Genomic DNA, 15,304 nt, shown 5'->3' with positions numbered 1-15,304 from the left:
CCAGATCGGGTATGATCGGCCTTGAATCGAAATTCGGACGCGTTTCATGCAGTGGCAGGAAGAGGCAATCATTCTCGGCGTAAAACGCCATGGCGAGACGAGTGTCATCGCCGAGGTGATGACCCCTTCGCGTGGCCGCCATCTGGGGCTGGTCCGTTCCGGCCGTTCCCGCAGCATGCAGCCGGTGCTTCAGGCCGGAAACCGGGTTGATGTCATCTGGCGGGCGCGCCTTCATGATCATCTCGGTGAATTCCGCATCGAGCCGCTGCAATTGCGCGCCGCGCAGCTGATGGAAACGGCGACAGCGGTTTATGGTGTACAGGCCATGGGCGCTCTTCTCAGGCTTCTGCCGGAGCGCGATCCGCACCCGCATCTCTATCAGGCGCTCGATATCATTCTCGACAACCTCCATAATCCGGTCGATGCCGGGGAATTGTTCGTGCGCTTCGAACTGGCGGTGCTGAACGAACTCGGTTTCGGGCTTGATCTTACCGAATGTGCGGCGACAGGGCTGCGCACCGACCTCATCTATGTATCGCCCAAAACCGGCAGGGCGGTTTGCCGCGCGGCAGGTGCGCCCTATGCGGAGCGCATGCTGTCGCTTCCGGCTTTCTTGAGTGAAGGCCAGTCGAAGGCCGCCGATCCTGACAGCCTTGCGGCGGCTTTCCGCCTCACCGCCCATTTCCTCAACCGGCATGTCTACGATCCTCGTGGCCTCAACGAAAACGCCGCCCGCGACGGTTTCGTGCAGGCGGCGCTGAAGGCGCTTGAGGGCAGGGCGAATGAAGGCGGGGCGATGCCGCCCGCGCTCGATAAGGCTGTCTGACTAGGCCATTGCAGGCCGCGGGGCCGGCCGCTCCTGGATGGGCCAATGCACGATGGCCGCAAAAATCCCCATGCCGACGCCCAGCCACCAGACGAGATCATAGGAACCGAGCCTGTCATAAAGGAAGCCGCCGAGCCAGACGCCGAGGAACGAGCCGATCTGGTGCGACAGGAACACGACGCCGCCGAGCATGCCGAGATGGCGTGTGCCGAACATGATCGCCACCAGCGCATTGGTGGGCGGCACGGTGGAAAGCCAGAGAACGCCCATGACGGCCGCAAAAATGATGACCGAAAGCGGCGATTGCGGCAGAAGCAGGAAGGCGGTGACGGCGACGGAGCGGGCGATATAGATATAGGCCAGCAGATAGGGTTTCGAATAACGCTGGGCAATGACGCCGGCGGCAAGCGACCCGATGATGTTGAAGAAGCCGATCAGCGCCATGGCGATGACGGCATAGCGCGGTTCGATGCCGATGTCCCCGAGATAGGCCGGGAAATGCGCGGTGATAAAGGCCACCTGAAAACCGCAGACAAAAAAGCCGGTGGTCAAAAGCAGGTAGCTTTTATGGCCGAGCGCCTCCTTCAGCGCTTCGCCCGCCGTCTGCTGGAACTGCGCCTGCGACTGGCTGCCGGAGGAGGAGTTGCCGCGCATGAAAAAGGCCAGCAGCGGCACGAGCATCATCATCGCGGCAAGCCAGACGAGGCTGTCCGACCAGCCATAGGTGGAAATCAGCCCCTGGCTGATCGGCGCAAACAGGAACATGCCGGCCGAACCCGCCGCCGTGCCGATACCGAAGGCGAGCGAACGCTGCTGCGGCGTGACATGGCGCGCAAAGGCCGAAAGGATGACGCTGAAGGAACCGGCGGCAATGCCGAGCCCGACAAGCACGCCGCCGCCGAAATGCAGCCAGAAGGGCGAGGTGCCGAAGGACATGCAGATGAGGCCGGCGGCATAAAGAAAGCCGGAGAGCACGAGCACGCGGCCCGTGCCGAATTTATCGGCGATGGCGCCGAAGAAGGGCTGGCCGAGACCCCAGAAGAGGTTCTGCAGCGCCATGGCGAGACCGAAGGTGGAACGGTCCCAGCCGGTATCGGCAAGCATCGGCAGCTGGAAAAAGCCCATGGCCGAACGCGGTCCGAAGGTCATGACGGCAATCAGTGACCCGGCGGCGATAATCACCCAGGGCATGGTCTGGCGCGTGGCTTGCAGCATGAATATTCCCCCATCGCGGCGCCTCGCCCCAAAAAAGGACGTGGCTTGCCGCGGATTCCGCTATGATGGGACGAATATTATCTTTTGTCAGCCGCTCCCACTAGCGACTTTTCTTGACGGCCACTATTCATGCGATTGATGGAATGCGGACGAAGAGACGACGATGAAACAGAATATCTACGACGATCCCGGGTTTTTCGAGCGCTACAGCGCCATGCCGCGCTCCGTGGAGGGGCTGCGCCAGGCCGGCGAGTGGCATGAATTGCGCGCCATGCTTCCGCCCCTGCAAGACAGGACCCTTCTTGATCTCGGTTGTGGTTTCGGCTGGCATTGCCGTTATGCCGCAGAACAGGGCGCGCGCCATGTTGTCGGCGTTGACCTCTCGGAAAACATGCTGCGTCGCGCCGCCGAGATAAACGGTGGGCCCGGCATCGAATACCGCCGCGCCGCCATCGAAGACATCGATTTTCCGCGGGAAAGTTTCGATGTGGCGCTGAGTTCTCTCGCCCTGCATTACGTTCGCGATCTCGACGTGGCATTCGCGAAGATTTTTGCCGCGCTGAAATCCGGCGGCGACTTCATCTTTTCCATCGAACATCCCGTTTTCACGGCGCTGGAAAAACAGGACTGGTTTTATGGCGAGGATGGCGAAATCCTGCATTGGCCGCTTGATAACTACCAAAGCGAGGGCGTGCGCCATTCCAACTGGATGGCGGACGACGTGGTCAAATATCACCGCACGGTGTCATCCATCCTGAACGCGCTCATGGCTGCCGGCTTTACGATCACGCGGCTGGCGGAGCCGCGGCCGGACCCCGCCCTGCTGGCGGAACGGCCGGAAATGAAACACGAAGACCGCCGCCCTATTTTCCTGATCGTCGGCGCGCGTAAGCCGTGACATAGCTCGTGCGTTGTATCGTCGGCGCGCACGAAGATTGAGATCGGTGCGTCAGGCTCGAAGCTTGCCGTTGTCCATAGTGCTCCGTCCTCTCCTCGTTTCCGTGCTTGTCACAGAGATCGAGCCAGCCCAAGTCCTTGGGCTGAAAAGGCACCTCTCGCCGCGCTAACGCGCGTCGGCCGGATTCCTGTGTCAAGCACAGGAATGAGGGAAGCGAGGGTTTGAAGGCAGGTTAAAACGCTGCCTGATGCACAGGGGATTCCGTTTGAACCGGCGCGGCTTAGCGCCGCTTGATCGACCAGCCTTCCGGCCGCTCCTCGACCACCTTTGCCACATCGCCGACGGACAGCTTGCCCTGGCTGCGCGGCGTCACGTTCCAGCCGAACAGCGGGCCGGGCACGCGCCGGTCGCCAGACATGCGGATGCGGCCCATGGCTTTCATGGGGGAGGGTACATCGCGCGAGCCGGTGGTCTGATCCTGCGTGGTCATGATGCAGCGGGCGCAGGGTTTGACGAGATCGAAGCGAATGCCGCCGATCTCGATGGCCGCCCAGCGGTCCTCAGCCCATGGCTCGTCCGTGTCAAGCACGATATTGGGCCGGAACCTCTCCATGCCGACAGCGTCCTCGCCATTGGCGCGCATATTGTCGTTCAGCGCGGCAAGCGAGGCCGTGGTGGTGACGAGGATCTGGTAGCCGTCCGCAAAGGTGACGGGCGTTTCGTTGCCCGTCCATTCGAGGCTCGCAATACGTTTCGACGCATCATCGAAAAAGGCGAGCTTCACCTCGCGCCCGAGCCATGCCGAGAGCGCGCCATTGGTCTCGTCATCGGCGATATTGGCGCTGACGATCGATTTCCACACCGCCACATCCATGCGCTGCCCGGATGGCCGTGCGAAAATCTCATCTTCCCTGTCGCGCGCCAGCACCATGCCGCCATCCTCATGCCGGGCCAGAACCGTGGCGATGGCAGGCAATTCGCGCTGGGTGATGAAATGGCCCGAGGGATCGGTGAGCATGGCGCGGCGGTCACCCGGCAGGCCTTCGGCCGAAACGGCGCTTTCGGAGAGGGGAATGCCGCGCCCGCTTTTCAGCGGATAGATGTTGAGTTCGGTCACACGCATCTCAGGTTTCCTCAGATCTCGTCGAGAAACAGGTCCAGCACCTGTCTCAGCCGCTCATCGCGGGCTTTGGCCATCTGCCGGCCTGTTTCGGTGCGAAAACCGTCGGCCAGCTTGAACAGCTTGGTTTCGAAATGGTCGATGGCAAAGGCGCGGTCGTCAAGCGGCCGGTTCTTTGCGAGCGGGTCTACCGGATCATAAAGTGCTGAGCCCATACGCCCGGCAATATAAAAGCAGCGCGCCGCCCCCACCATGCCGATGGCATCCAGCCGGTCGGCATCCTGAAGGATTTTTGCCTCCAGCGTCCGTGGCTCGATATTGGCGGAGAAACTGTGGGTGGTAATGGCGTGGGCGGCGGCGTCGACATCCGCCTGTTTCCAGCCGAGCCCCATCAGAATGCTGGATGCCTTTTCCGCTGCAAGCCGCGAGGCCTGCGCGCGCAGCGGCGAGTTTTTCTCCACCGCCACGCAATCATGCAGCAGCACGCTGGCGGCCAGCACGGTGCCATCGCCGCCTTCGCCCGCATGGATGCGCATGGCGTTGCGGAAGACGCGGTGAATATGGGCAAGATCATGCGAACCGTCGCCGCTGTCTGCGGCGTGCGGTATCAGCTCCTGCGCAAGCGCCGCATAGGGCGCGAAAGCCTCGGCCGCGATCATGCCTGCGGCTTCCGGGTGAGGATTTTCTGGTAGAACAGGCCGATGCCGATCAGCACCGCGCCGAGCCCGATGAAGGACAGCGCCCTCAGCACGCCTTCGAGATTGCTCATGTCGATCAGGAACGCCTTGGCAACAGAGATCAGCACGAAGGCGGCCGATGCGAGACGCAGGCTGCGGGCATTAAAGCGCGAGCCAAGCACGAGCAGCAGCACGCCGATCAGCAGCCAGACCACCGAATAGCTGTAGGTCTCGCCCTGCAGGAAACCCTTCCAGTCGGCAATATTTTCGCCCTGCCAGAAGCGGCGCACCGAAAGCGTTGCCCAGGCAAAACCGAGTGCGGCGCCGGCCACCGCCAGCATGCTGACATAGGGCGGCGGACGTTTTCCGCGCGCATAATAGGCAAGGCCGCCATAGGCGAGCGCCGGCAGGAGGTAACCGATCAGCAGCAGGTTGAGGAACGGGATGCGACCGGTATTTTCGCCGGTGAAATAGGGGTTGAGCGTGAAGAAATGCATCGTCAGCACGTTGATGACCGCAATCACGCCGGCAATCATCGAGCCGTAGCGGAAGATGGGGCTGGGGCTCTTCAGATCGAGCGTCATCAACACGCCCGAGAAGCCGATGGTGAGCAGCGTATAGATCGACTGTTCGCCAAGCGTCGGCACGCTGTTATCCAGCGTGCCGCCATTCATCGCGTGGCGGACGAGGATGGCGACGGCGAGAAGTCCCATGACGCTGGCAATAGCCTGCAGGAAGTTCTTCGCCCTGACCCCCGGCCAGTCACGCAGCAGCCATGCCGAGGCGACGGCCAGCAGTGCGGGAATGCCGTAACCCGGAAGAAGCGCGTTGAAGACCGGCGTAAGCCCAAGATTTTGCGGCCCGACGATGGTGGGTTCCCAGGCGATGCGGCCGAGAACGGCAACGCTTGCCACGGCCATCACCCAGGGCAGAACTTCCCAGTTGCGGTAACGGCTGCCCAGCACATAGATGAAGCCGATGACCGAAAGCAGAACGGTTGTCACCAGCCCCTCCGTCAGCGTGTGCAGGCTGAGCGCGAAGGCGGCGAAGGAGCCGAGCACGAGGATGTTGAGCGGCTTGCGATAGGCCTCGTTGTTCTGCCGGTGCAGCCATTCGGCACCTGCAATCAGCACGAAGCCGAGGCCGAGGCCATAGGCGGCGTGCAGCCAGTCGCGGCCGAGATTGCCGTATTCGACAAAGCTTGCGGTGGCGAGCCAGACCGGGAATAACGCGGCGATACCGGCCCAGAGCTGGGCGAAATCCCCATCGTCAGCACCCTTGCGCTTCAGGAAGGAGAAGGCGGACAGCACGAAGACGGCCCCGAGGCCGAGCGCCATGGCGATTTCCGCCGTGTAGCCAACCGAAACGGGCGGAAGCGATACGGCCGTATTGTTGATGACGCCGATGAAGTCGAGACCCTGACGGGACATCAGCGATACCGCAGCCTGCGCGCCAAGTGCTGCGATAATAGCGGGCCACACCGCATAGTGGCGGGCGGCGCCAAGGGCGGCAAGGGCGGCGATAAGCGCTGAAACGATCAGCGCCGGATGAGTATCGACGCCGCCATCGGCAAAAAGGAAGCCGATTGCCGGCAGGATCACGGCCATCGAGACGGTGAGATTGAGGGCGAGCGACGGGCGTAACAGAAGCCGCATGGCGCGGACAGCGCGGCGCTCGGGCGCTGCGGTTTCGGCAGTTTCGGCAGGCGGCGTGTCGAATGCCTTGCCGGGCCAGAGGAATATTGTTCCCGCCAGCATGACGAGCAGGGCAAGTGTTGGCGGTTCGGCGCTGATCGTCTCGGAAAAGCCGATATAGCCGAGCGCCCAGAGGCCGAGCCCGGCATTGGCGAGAGAGGGAACGACGGTCCAGCCCTGCCTGCGCGCTGCCGCCGCCGTTGCCAGCCAGGAGACGGTGAGGAACACGAAGAGCGCCCAGATATTCGGCGTTTCGGTGGAAATCAGTGCCGGCGTCAGCATCGAACCGAGAAGGCCGAGACCGGCCAGCGCTTGCCCGTGCAGCAGCGAAAGCCCGATGGTGGCGAAGGCGACGAGGCCAAGCAGGCCAAAAGCCGTGCCGGGGCCGATATAGTCGTAAATGCCATAGGCCGCATAAACCACGCCGAACAGCGTCAACGCGCCGGCCGCCGTCAGCACGCCCGGTATCATGGCGTTGGAATAGGTGGTGGCGATGCCCGGCACCGCCTTGCGGCGGATCGCTTCGCCGGCAAGCCCGAGGAAGAGGCCGAAAATGGCGGCGAGCGAAAGCCGCACAGCCGGGCTGAGCAGCCCCGATTCGATCGAATATTTGACGAGGAAAATACCGCCGAGCGCGAGCGCCAGCCCGCCGGCCCAGACCGCCCAGCGCGCGCCGAGCAGGCTTTCGAAGCTTTCCTTCGTCGCCGGAGCGGATGCCGCCTCGCTGACAGGAGCGGAAGGTGCTTCCTCGCGGACGGCGTCTTCCGCCTGCGCCATGGCGGCGGCTTCCTGGGGTTCGGAGGCGTATTCAGCCTGGAAGGCTGCGTCTTCCGCAGGCGTCCTGCTTGGCTCTTCCGCCTCGAAATCCGGTTTTACCGTGGATTCCGCGCTCTCCGTTTGCGCCGCCGCAGGAGGCGTCACGCCCGCAGCCATCAGCCGCTTGAGGCTGTGAACCTCCCGTTCGAGCGACTTGATTCGGCTTGAGTTGCGGATGCTCGCGACCAGCGTGTAGATGAAGGCCGCGACGAGGGCGAGGATAAACAGCGGGATTTCCAAACGGACTCTCCAATTACGAAGCTGTTTTTAAAGCCCTTTTGGTGAATTTATGCAAGGCCCGGTTGATGACGGATGCGGCTGGCGAGGGAGTAAGCCGCTTGTTTCTTCTCCTCGCCGGGGAGAAGTCCGCGGCAGCAGGATGAGGGGGCAAGCTCTCAGTTTATCGCTGACGTCGCCCCCTCATCCGACCCTTCGGGCCACCTTCTCCCCGACGGGGAGAAGAAATTGGCGGCACCGGCTCGGCTCATGCGTATCGCTCGAAAATCAGGAAACATCCGCCAGCCAGTGCCGTGCCGCTTCGATATCGGCAAGCCCTAGCTCATGCCCGTCCTCAACCGTTTCCATTTGCGCCCTTGCTCCGCTCGCCGCCAGTCTGCCCTGCAATTCGTGCGCCCTGTCGAGATATTTGTCGCGCTCTCCCGCAACAAGCAGGAAATTGCGGCCGGAAAGATCGGTCTGCGGCCATGTTTCGAGAACCGGCATCGGGCGATAGAGAAGGGCGTCGCCCGCAAGTTCGGGATAGAGCGCCGCAAAGGCCGCGTAGAAGTTCGCGCCATTGGAATGGCCGATAAACCGCAGTTTCGAGCGATCAAGACCATAAGCGCGGATTGCCCCCTCCACGAAGGCGGCAAAGGCTTCTGTTTCCGTGACGATATCCTGCTGGTCGAAGCTGAAATCGGGGAAACGGCGGAACCAGCGGGCGATCTCTTCTTCCGTGCTGCGGCCGCGCACGCCGAGAAGGGTGGCGCCCGGTGCTGCCCGGTGCGCCAGCGGCATCAGGCTCGTTTCGCTGCCGCCGGAACCGTGCAGCAGGATGATGGTGCTGCCATCCGGCTCCTCGGGCGTGTAGAAACGGTGCACGAAGGGCAGGTCGCGATAGATGATTCGTTCTTCGCCCGGCATTGCAAATTGCGGCAGGGCGACACGCACATCCGCCTCGTCCTTCATGAAGAGCGGCGGGATAAACAGTTTTTCCCCGAGCGATTCCAACGGTTCGTCCACTGTCATGCCCGGCCCGTCGGTCGCCATTTCGATCAGCACGCCGCCCGGTTCGCGGACATAGAGCGAGTGGAAATATTTGCGGTCATGGGCATTGGTGGTGCTGGAATTCAGCGATTTCAGCCCGGTTAGAACCGCGTTCAGCTCATCCATATCCTTCGCGCGGAAGGCGATGTGATCAACGGTGCCGGTGCCCGGCGCGCTGGACCAGAAGCCGGTGGCGTCGCGCACATCGATAATGTCGCCGCTGTCGGAAACGAGGCGGCGGATCGCGCCCGCCTGGCTTTCCTGCCGGTAACCGAAATGTTTCTCCAGAAACGCCACGGTTTCTTCCGGCACTTCGCTCAGCACCGTCGCGCCATAGATTCGGCGAATGGCGTCCTCGGCGGAAATATCGTCCGTCACATGCGGCGTGGCATCGGCAAAGGCGTGGGTGCCGACCAGCTTGACGATCAGGCCGTCAGGATCTTTCAGCCGGATCACCGGCGCGCCGAATTCGTCAGTCGGGCCTTCCGCGCGGATGCCGAATCTCAGCGCCCGCGTCAGCCAGAAGCCGATTGCAGCGGGATCGATCGCCACGGAAATTTCCAGCGTCTGGCCATAACCGACACGGCCCTGGCCGCCATCTTCCCAGACGAGAAATGTCAGGAGGGAGCCGGGCGAGGCGATGTCATCGCCATAAAGCAGGTGAAGCTGCATGGCGTCTTCGAAACCGGCCGTGCGCTTGGCCAGCCTCAAACCCAGAAAGCCGGCGTAAAAATCCACATTCGCCTGCACCTTCCGGGTAATCATGGTGATGTGGTGTATTCCCAGTGCAGAATTCATCTTGCCGTCCCGCCGTTTCGCCTGCTGTTCGTGGCCCTATTTGTCGCACGCTGCCCCTGATCCGCAACCCCGGCAAATGAGAACGCTGTGTTCTCTGCGTGAACGATATTGCTTTCGCTTCGTTGCATGCGCGATGGGCAGATTGCCGGCTTTTTGCCTGCCTTGTGACTGATTATGCATATAAAATAAGCATACAAAATAACGGCTATTTTGTATGCAATTTTATCTTGCCTTGAGAGTTGGAATTGGGTCTTATGCAACCAATCCAACAAAACCATCAGGGGGAACAGATGATTTTAACGCGCAGGTTGTTGACCAGAGCTCTGGCCATTACCGCCATCGGTGTAACCGCCGGATTTTCATTGCCGGCGGTAGAGGTACGGGCCGAAACGCCGGTGAAATTCACGCTCGACTGGAAGTTCGAAGGCCCCGCCGCCGGTTTCCTCCTGGCGCTCGACAAGGGTTACTTCAAGGCCGAAGGCCTCGATGTCACCATCGACAGCGGCAACGGCTCGGTGGAAGCCATTCCCCGCGTGGCGACGGGCGCCTATCAGATGGGTTTCGGTGACATCAACTCGGTAATGAAGTTCCTTGACGAGGATCCGAGCCAGAAGATCAAAGCCGTTTATATGGTCTATGAGCGCCCGACTTTCGCCGTGGTCGGCCGCAAGTCGCTGGGTGTCACCGGTGATCCGAAGTCGCTGGAAGGCAAGAAGCTCGGCGCGCCGCCGCCGGATGGCGCTTTCGCGCAATGGCCGGCCTTCAAGCAGGTCGCAGGTCTCGATGACAGCAAGATCAAGATCGAATCGATCGGGTTTCCGGTGCGTGAACCGATGCTTGCCAAGGGCGATGTCGACGCCGTTTTCGGCTTTGCCTTTTCGGTGATCCTCAATCTCAAGAAACAGGGCATCGCCGATGACGATATCTCGACTATCCTGATGGCCGAGCACGGCTTGAATCTTTATGGCAATGCGGTGCTGGTAAACACTGATTTCGCAGAGAAAAACCCGGATGCCGTGAAGGGCTTCCTGAAAGCGCTGGCCAGGGGCTTCGCCGATTCCGTCAAGAACCCCGAAGAGGGCGTGGCGGCCGTGCTCAAGCGCAACGAGACGCTCGACAGCGCCATCGAACTTGAACGCCTCAACATGGCCAACAGCATGAATATCAAGACGCCCTATGTGGTGGAAAACGGAATGGGCGGCGTTGATCCGGCCCGGCTTTCCGCCTCCGTCGAGACGCTGAAAGTTTCCCTCGGCCTGAAGGGCAACGTCAAGGCGGAGCAGGTATTCGACGCGACCTACCTGCCGGCCAAGGAAGAGCGCATGCTTCCGTAATGGGCGGAGTGAGCGGGTGCGGCATGCTTCTTCTCCCCGGTGGGGAGAAGAAACAAGCTGCAACGCTGCAGGGTTCAACCGCCCGATCAGCAACTTAAAACGGGGACAGCAATGTCACATCTCGTGGAAATAGACAGTGTCGACATGCGTTACGGCGGCTCTGCCGGCACGCTGGCCGTATCCGGCTTGAACCTGACGGTCGACAAGGGTGAATTCGCCGCAGTGGTCGGTCCCTCCGGCTGCGGCAAGTCGACCCTGATGAAGCTGGTGACCGGGCTGCATATTCCGCAGAAGGGCAATGTCATCGTTGCCGGGCGGCAGGTCACGGAGCCGGTTTCCATTGTCGGCATGGCGTTTCAGAACCCGACGATGCTGCCCTGGCGCACGACGCTCGAGAATATCCTGCTGCCGCTGGAAATCGTCGAGAAACATCGCCGACGCCTGCGCGCCCATAAGGCGGAATATGTCGCGAAAGCCGAACGGTTGCTGGAAATCGTCGGCCTGAAGGGCTTCGGTTCGAAGTATCCGTGGCAGCTTTCCGGCGGCATGCAGCAGCGCGCCAATCTTTGCCGGGCCTTGATCCACGAACCGGAACTGCTAATGCTGGACGAGCCTTTCGGCGCGCTCGATGCCTTCACCCGCGAGGAATTGTGGTGCGTCATCCGCGACCTGCACGCCGCACAGCGTGTCACCATCATCCTCGTGACCCATGATTTGCGAGAGGCGGCATTTCTGGCCGACAAGATTTTCGTGATGAGTGCAAGGCCGGGCCGGGTGCTCGCGGAACACCGCGTGCCGTTTGCCCGCCCGCGCCAGCTCGATATCATGTATGACAAGGGTTTCAACGACATGGTGCAGGAACTGCATGGCGAGATCGCCCAGGCGAGGGTGGCGGCATGAGCGCGATTGTGGACCGCACCGTAACGGCCGAGCCGCGCAAGCCGTTGATCGCCCGCGTCAACTGGGTGAAAGCCGCTCCCTGGCTTTATACGCTGGCGCTTTTCGTGCTGTGGGAACTGCTCGTCCATGCGCTGAAAATGCCGCCCACCATTTTGCCGTCACCCGTAAGGGTTGGACAGGCCATCATGCAATATTGGTCGCCGATCTGGAAAAATTCGTTGCAGACGCTTTATACGACGACACTGGGTTTTGCCATTGCTGTGGCCGCCGGTCTCGCCATCGGTCTGTTCATCGGCTGGTCGAAAACCATCTATGCCGGGCTTTATCCGCTGATGATCGGCTTTAACGCCATCCCGAAAGTGGCACTGGTGCCAATTCTCGTCATCTGGTTCGGCATCGGCACGGTTCCTGCCGTGTTGACCGCCTTCCTGATCTCTTTCTTCCCCATCGTCGTCAACGTCGCGACCGGGCTTGCCACCATAGAGCCGGAAACGGAGGATGTGCTGCGGGCGCTTGGCGCAAAGAAGATGGACATCATGCTGAAGGTCGGCATTCCGCGCTCCATGCCCTATTTTTTCGGCTCGCTGAAAATCGCCATCACGCTCGCCTTCGTCGGTTCGGTCGTGTCGGAAACCGTCGCTTCCAATTACGGCCTCGGCAACATGATGAGCTCGGCGCAGAGCCAGTTCAATGTGCCGCTCGTCTTTGCGGGCCTGCTGATGCTCGCGGTGGAAGGCATCGTCATGTATGCGATCATGGCCTGGCTTGAAAAGCGCATGACCGGCTGGGCGCATCGCTCCACCATGGGGCAATAAGGAATGCAGCACGGGCATGAAGAATATGCCCGTGCCGGAATGTCATGCGAAGTTAATGCGCCGCCATTTCTTCCACAATATCGCCGCCGTCCATCAGGAACGGGTAGTAGGTCGGCCAATTGGTCACCTCGTCCAGCAGCGCCTTGCGATCAGCTCCCCAGTAGAGATGGTAATGGCCCGCCTTGACCGGGGCGATGGAGTGATCGCTGAACTGGATGAATTGCGGTGCAGCCTCATCGCCGCCGGTTTTCTTGAAGATGTAGCGGACGCCGCGATTGCCCTTCTTGTAGGTCAGGATTTCATGGCCGTCGCTGACATAGGTGCCTTCAGCGGGCTTGCCGTCCTTATAAAACGCCACACTGTCGCTCTTGATGACGATGCGGTTCACATCGGTCTTGTAACCGATGTCGTAATAGGCGCGGTATTCGGCAGCGGTCTTGTCGCCGTGGGCCGCTTTTTCGGCCATGACGGGGTCCAGCGAGCCGTTCAGCAGGTAAGGATAGACCGACTGCCAGTCGCCTTCCCAGTCGGAAAGCGCGCGTGGTTTCACCTGCGCATCCTCGAAATAACCCTTGTAGATCTGCTTTTCCGCCTCGGTCATCTGGTGGTCGTGATCGTGTCCATGGTCGTGGCTATGGGCTGCGGATTTGTCGCCGCCGGCAGCCATTGCCGTGGTCGCCGCCAGCAGCATGGAACCAAGTGCGACAGCGCCGGTGACGCGGGTAAGTATCTTCTGCATTGTTTCGGCCCTCTCATATCCATAAAAGTAAGTTACGTAATAACATTACGTAACGAGCTATAGAGGCCACGTCAGCGGGATGCAAGTGTGTGCTCCAACGCAACGCAACGAAAAAGCGCGATGGCTCGTGCAGCCACCGCGCTTGAAAGAGGGGGAGTCGTGAGGTCTCAGGCAGGCTGCGCGTTTACTTCCGTCTTGCGCTCGTCGAAGGCGAGTTTCATGGCCTTCGTCACCTCGCGGGTCGTCGCGAAATAATTGTCGCTGCGCACCCAGTAGCGCAATTTGACGGTGGCGCTGTCGGCGCTGACCGAATCGACGAAGGTGATGGGGGCGGGGTCCAGCAAAACCCGGCTCTCAGAGCGCACGACTTTCATCAGCATGTCCTGTGCGGCCGTGAGATCCTCGTCAGTCTTGACCGTCAGGCTCAGTTCGTGACGGCGCGAGGGGAAGCGGCTGTAATTGGTGATCGGCACGTTCCAGAGGGTGGAGTTGGGCGCAAGACGATAGAGCCCGTCGCTGGTCTTGAGTTCGGTGGCAAAAAGCCCGATCTCGATCACCGTACCGTTGACCGTGCTGGTCTCGATATATTCGCCGACGCGGAAGGGCCGCAGCACCAGAAGCATGATACCGGCGGCAATGTTCTGCAGCGTGCCCTGCAGCGCCAGACCAATGGCCAGACCGGCGGCGCCGAGGGCTGCGAGAATGGAGGCGGTCTGCACGCCGAACTGGCCAAGCACCATGACCAGCACGAGAATGAGAACCACATAGCGGATGGCGCCTGCGAAGAAGCCGGCGAGCGTCGCATCGAAGCCACGAATGCGCGATAGGCCCTGAAAGGCCCAGCGCTGCAGGAAGGTGGCGGCCAGCCAGCCGATGATCAGCAGCAGAAGCGCACCAACGACCGAGAAGGAATATTGCACCGCAAGCGCGCTCGCCTGCTGCAACGCCGCCTGCGATGCGACGATGATATCCGTTGCCTGTTGTTCCATGAATTATCCTGTGATTTTCATTGCTCTTCAGGGTTGGTAACGACTGGACGCCATGAGGGTTCCGCCAAAATGGCGCTCAGGCGCCGAGCGGCAGCACGAAGGGCACGTTACCATCCGTATCCGCGCCCCTGCCGATTTTTTTGATCGCCGCCGCCAGCCTGCCGCCGCGTCCGAGCAGGCGGTCGCCGATGGCAATGATGCGGGCATTCGGCGTGGAATAGGGTGAGACGGCGCGCAGGCGCAGCGCAAGCTCCATCTCATCCTGGTCAGGATAAACGCTGAGCGCTGTAATGACGGCGGCGGCGGGCGAGCGCGAAACGCCCATCCAGCAATGGATGAGCAGCGGCGCGGACTGGTCCCATTCGCGGGCGAAATCGATCAGCTTCAGCACATGCGCATCATCAGGCGCGATGAGATCGGCGGTGCCCTTGAATGTGATGTCGTTCATGGCAAGCGTCAGGTGCCGTTCTGCGGCAATGACGGCGGGGCGATGAAAGGCCTGCTCTTTGGCGATCAGTGTCACCATTTCGCGGGCCTTGTGCTTCACGGCCATCTCCGCGATCTGCGACAGCGGCGATACGACAATGGCCGTCATGTCGCGCTCCCCGTCCTGACCGCACGCAGCGCCTCGATCGCTTCGAAACGTTCGATGAACAGCTTTTGCGCTTCGGTTGAGGGCAGGGGCGTAATGTCGAACATATCGCGGGTGATGCCGCGTGGCAGGCCGAAGAATTTCTGCGCCTCGGCGATGGAAAAACCGGCAAGCTCCGTCGCCTCGAAAAAGGCGGCGACCGTATCGGCCTTCTTGATGCGGTCCTTCAAGTCGCGCGACGCATGCGGCGGCAGGCCGAAACGCAGATGCACGGCGGCTTCCAGCCGTTTTTCCACGGTCTTGTAACCACCGCCGACCACGGATTTGAACGGCGAGATCATGTCGCCGATGACATATTCCGGCGCGTCATGCAGAAGCGCCATCTGCATGTCATCAGGCGTCGCGCTTGTGCACATGCGGCAGAAGATGGTCTCGACGATGAGGCAATGCTGGGCGACGGAAAAGGCGTGGTCGCCGCGCGTCTGGCCGTTCCAGCGGGCTACACGGGCAAGGCCGTGGGCGATATCGACGATTTCCACATCGAGCGGCGACGGGTCGAGCAGATCGAGCCGCCGGCCGGACAGCATGCGTTGCCAGGCACGCGGGCTTTCTGCGGGCGCCACTC

The 15,304-nt window shown here is 61.4% G+C and carries 14 protein-coding genes; 5 read left to right on the top strand and 9 right to left on the bottom strand.

Annotated features, from left to right (window positions below; genetic code table 11):
* The first annotated feature begins 46 nt into the window (after positions 1-46).
* Positions 47-826, top strand: coding sequence for a DNA repair protein RecO (gene recO, locus CFB10_RS17615; protein ID WP_020009544.1), 780 nt, complete (start codon positions 47-49; stop codon positions 824-826).
* On the opposite strand, the gene CFB10_RS17610 is transcribed toward recO, so the two are convergent.
* Complete coding sequence (locus CFB10_RS17610; RefSeq protein ID WP_020009543.1) at positions 827-2,041, bottom strand: MFS transporter; 1,215 nt, start codon at positions 2,039-2,041, stop codon at positions 827-829.
* 163 nt (positions 2,042-2,204) lie between these two features.
* Between CFB10_RS17610 and CFB10_RS17605 the strand changes: the two genes are divergently transcribed.
* Positions 2,205-2,939: a bifunctional 2-polyprenyl-6-hydroxyphenol methylase/3-demethylubiquinol 3-O-methyltransferase UbiG gene (locus CFB10_RS17605; RefSeq protein ID WP_020009542.1), complete on the top strand. Its 735-nt coding sequence runs from the start codon at positions 2,205-2,207 to the stop codon at positions 2,937-2,939.
* Between the two features lie 280 nt (positions 2,940-3,219).
* Here CFB10_RS17605 and CFB10_RS17600 read toward each other — a convergent pair whose 3' ends face one another.
* The 4 genes from CFB10_RS17600 to CFB10_RS17585 all read right to left on the bottom strand — a co-directional run bounded on the left by CFB10_RS17600 (position 3,220) and on the right by CFB10_RS17585 (position 9,310).
* Positions 3,220-4,062: an MOSC domain-containing protein gene (locus tag CFB10_RS17600; protein ID WP_020009541.1), complete on the bottom strand. Its 843-nt coding sequence runs from the start codon at positions 4,060-4,062 to the stop codon at positions 3,220-3,222.
* Positions 4,063-4,073: 11 nt separating this feature from the next.
* Positions 4,074-4,718, bottom strand: a complete 645-nt coding sequence (locus CFB10_RS17595; protein ID WP_020009540.1) for an HD domain-containing protein — start codon at positions 4,716-4,718, stop codon at positions 4,074-4,076.
* Positions 4,715-7,486 (bottom strand): DUF2339 domain-containing protein, encoded by a 2,772-nt coding sequence (locus CFB10_RS17590; protein WP_020009539.1) that lies wholly within the window; start codon positions 7,484-7,486, stop codon positions 4,715-4,717. The genes CFB10_RS17595 and CFB10_RS17590 overlap by 4 nt, the downstream gene beginning before the upstream one ends.
* A 264-nt stretch (positions 7,487-7,750) precedes the next feature.
* Positions 7,751-9,310, bottom strand: a complete 1,560-nt coding sequence (locus tag CFB10_RS17585) for a VOC family protein (protein WP_026363474.1) — start codon at positions 9,308-9,310, stop codon at positions 7,751-7,753.
* 290 nt (positions 9,311-9,600) lie between these two features.
* Here CFB10_RS17585 and CFB10_RS17580 point away from each other — a divergent pair, with 290 nt between their 5' ends.
* The 3 genes from CFB10_RS17580 (at position 9,601) to CFB10_RS17570 (ending at position 12,359) form a co-directional block, all read left to right on the top strand.
* On the top strand, positions 9,601-10,644 hold the full coding sequence (locus CFB10_RS17580) for an ABC transporter substrate-binding protein (RefSeq protein WP_026363473.1): 1,044 nt from the start codon (positions 9,601-9,603) through the stop codon (positions 10,642-10,644).
* A gap of 111 nt (positions 10,645-10,755) precedes the next feature.
* Positions 10,756-11,544 carry an ABC transporter ATP-binding protein gene (locus CFB10_RS17575; protein ID WP_026363472.1) on the top strand — a complete coding sequence of 263 codons (789 nt, stop codon included), beginning with the start codon at positions 10,756-10,758 and terminating at the stop codon, positions 11,542-11,544.
* Positions 11,541-12,359, top strand: coding sequence for an ABC transporter permease (locus tag CFB10_RS17570; RefSeq protein WP_020009535.1), 819 nt, complete (start codon positions 11,541-11,543; stop codon positions 12,357-12,359). Before CFB10_RS17575 ends, CFB10_RS17570 begins: the two co-directional genes overlap by 4 nt.
* A 52-nt stretch (positions 12,360-12,411) precedes the next feature.
* Here CFB10_RS17570 and CFB10_RS17565 read toward each other — a convergent pair whose 3' ends face one another.
* The 4 genes from CFB10_RS17565 to CFB10_RS17550 all read right to left on the bottom strand — a co-directional run bounded on the left by CFB10_RS17565 (position 12,412) and on the right by CFB10_RS17550 (position 15,302).
* Positions 12,412-13,098, bottom strand: coding sequence for a metal-binding protein ZinT (locus CFB10_RS17565; protein ID WP_020009534.1), 687 nt, complete (start codon positions 13,096-13,098; stop codon positions 12,412-12,414).
* Between the two features lie 167 nt (positions 13,099-13,265).
* A complete protein-coding gene (locus tag CFB10_RS17560; protein ID WP_020009533.1) occupies positions 13,266-14,087 on the bottom strand; it encodes a mechanosensitive ion channel family protein in 822 nt (273 codons plus the stop codon).
* A gap of 76 nt (positions 14,088-14,163) precedes the next feature.
* Positions 14,164-14,682, bottom strand: a complete 519-nt coding sequence (locus CFB10_RS17555) for a tyrosine phosphatase family protein (protein WP_020009532.1) — start codon at positions 14,680-14,682, stop codon at positions 14,164-14,166.
* Positions 14,679-15,302: a YfbR-like 5'-deoxynucleotidase gene (locus CFB10_RS17550; protein WP_020009531.1), complete on the bottom strand. Its 624-nt coding sequence runs from the start codon at positions 15,300-15,302 to the stop codon at positions 14,679-14,681. The genes CFB10_RS17555 and CFB10_RS17550 overlap by 4 nt, the downstream gene beginning before the upstream one ends.
* Positions 15,303-15,304 lie beyond the last annotated feature (2 nt).

It is taken from the genome of Agrobacterium sp. 719_389, assembly GCF_900188475.1.
GTDB lineage: Bacteria > Pseudomonadota > Alphaproteobacteria > Rhizobiales > Rhizobiaceae > Agrobacterium > Agrobacterium radiobacter.
The sequence above is the reverse complement of the archived record's forward strand: the minus strand, read 5'-3'. Positions and strand labels throughout refer to the sequence as shown.

Coding starts and splice junctions, on each gene's coding strand:
- CFB10_RS17555 (WP_020009532.1), bottom strand. CDS start 14,682: ATGACGGCCATTGTCGTATCGCCGCTGTCGCAGATCGCGGAGATGGCC.
- CFB10_RS17570 (WP_020009535.1), top strand. CDS start 11,541: ATGAGCGCGATTGTGGACCGCACCGTAACGGCCGAGCCGCGCAAGCCG.
- CFB10_RS17565 (WP_020009534.1), bottom strand. CDS start 13,098: ATGCAGAAGATACTTACCCGCGTCACCGGCGCTGTCGCACTTGGTTCC.
- CFB10_RS17595 (WP_020009540.1), bottom strand. CDS start 4,718: ATGATCGCGGCCGAGGCTTTCGCGCCCTATGCGGCGCTTGCGCAGGAG.
- CFB10_RS17605 (WP_020009542.1), top strand. CDS start 2,205: ATGAAACAGAATATCTACGACGATCCCGGGTTTTTCGAGCGCTACAGC.
- CFB10_RS17575 (WP_026363472.1), top strand. CDS start 10,756: ATGTCACATCTCGTGGAAATAGACAGTGTCGACATGCGTTACGGCGGC.
- CFB10_RS17580 (WP_026363473.1), top strand. CDS start 9,601: ATGATTTTAACGCGCAGGTTGTTGACCAGAGCTCTGGCCATTACCGCC.
- CFB10_RS17600 (WP_020009541.1), bottom strand. CDS start 4,062: ATGCGTGTGACCGAACTCAACATCTATCCGCTGAAAAGCGGGCGCGGC.
- recO (WP_020009544.1), top strand. CDS start 47: ATGCAGTGGCAGGAAGAGGCAATCATTCTCGGCGTAAAACGCCATGGC.
- CFB10_RS17585 (WP_026363474.1), bottom strand. CDS start 9,310: ATGAATTCTGCACTGGGAATACACCACATCACCATGATTACCCGGAAG.
- CFB10_RS17560 (WP_020009533.1), bottom strand. CDS start 14,087: ATGGAACAACAGGCAACGGATATCATCGTCGCATCGCAGGCGGCGTTG.
- CFB10_RS17610 (WP_020009543.1), bottom strand. CDS start 2,041: ATGCTGCAAGCCACGCGCCAGACCATGCCCTGGGTGATTATCGCCGCC.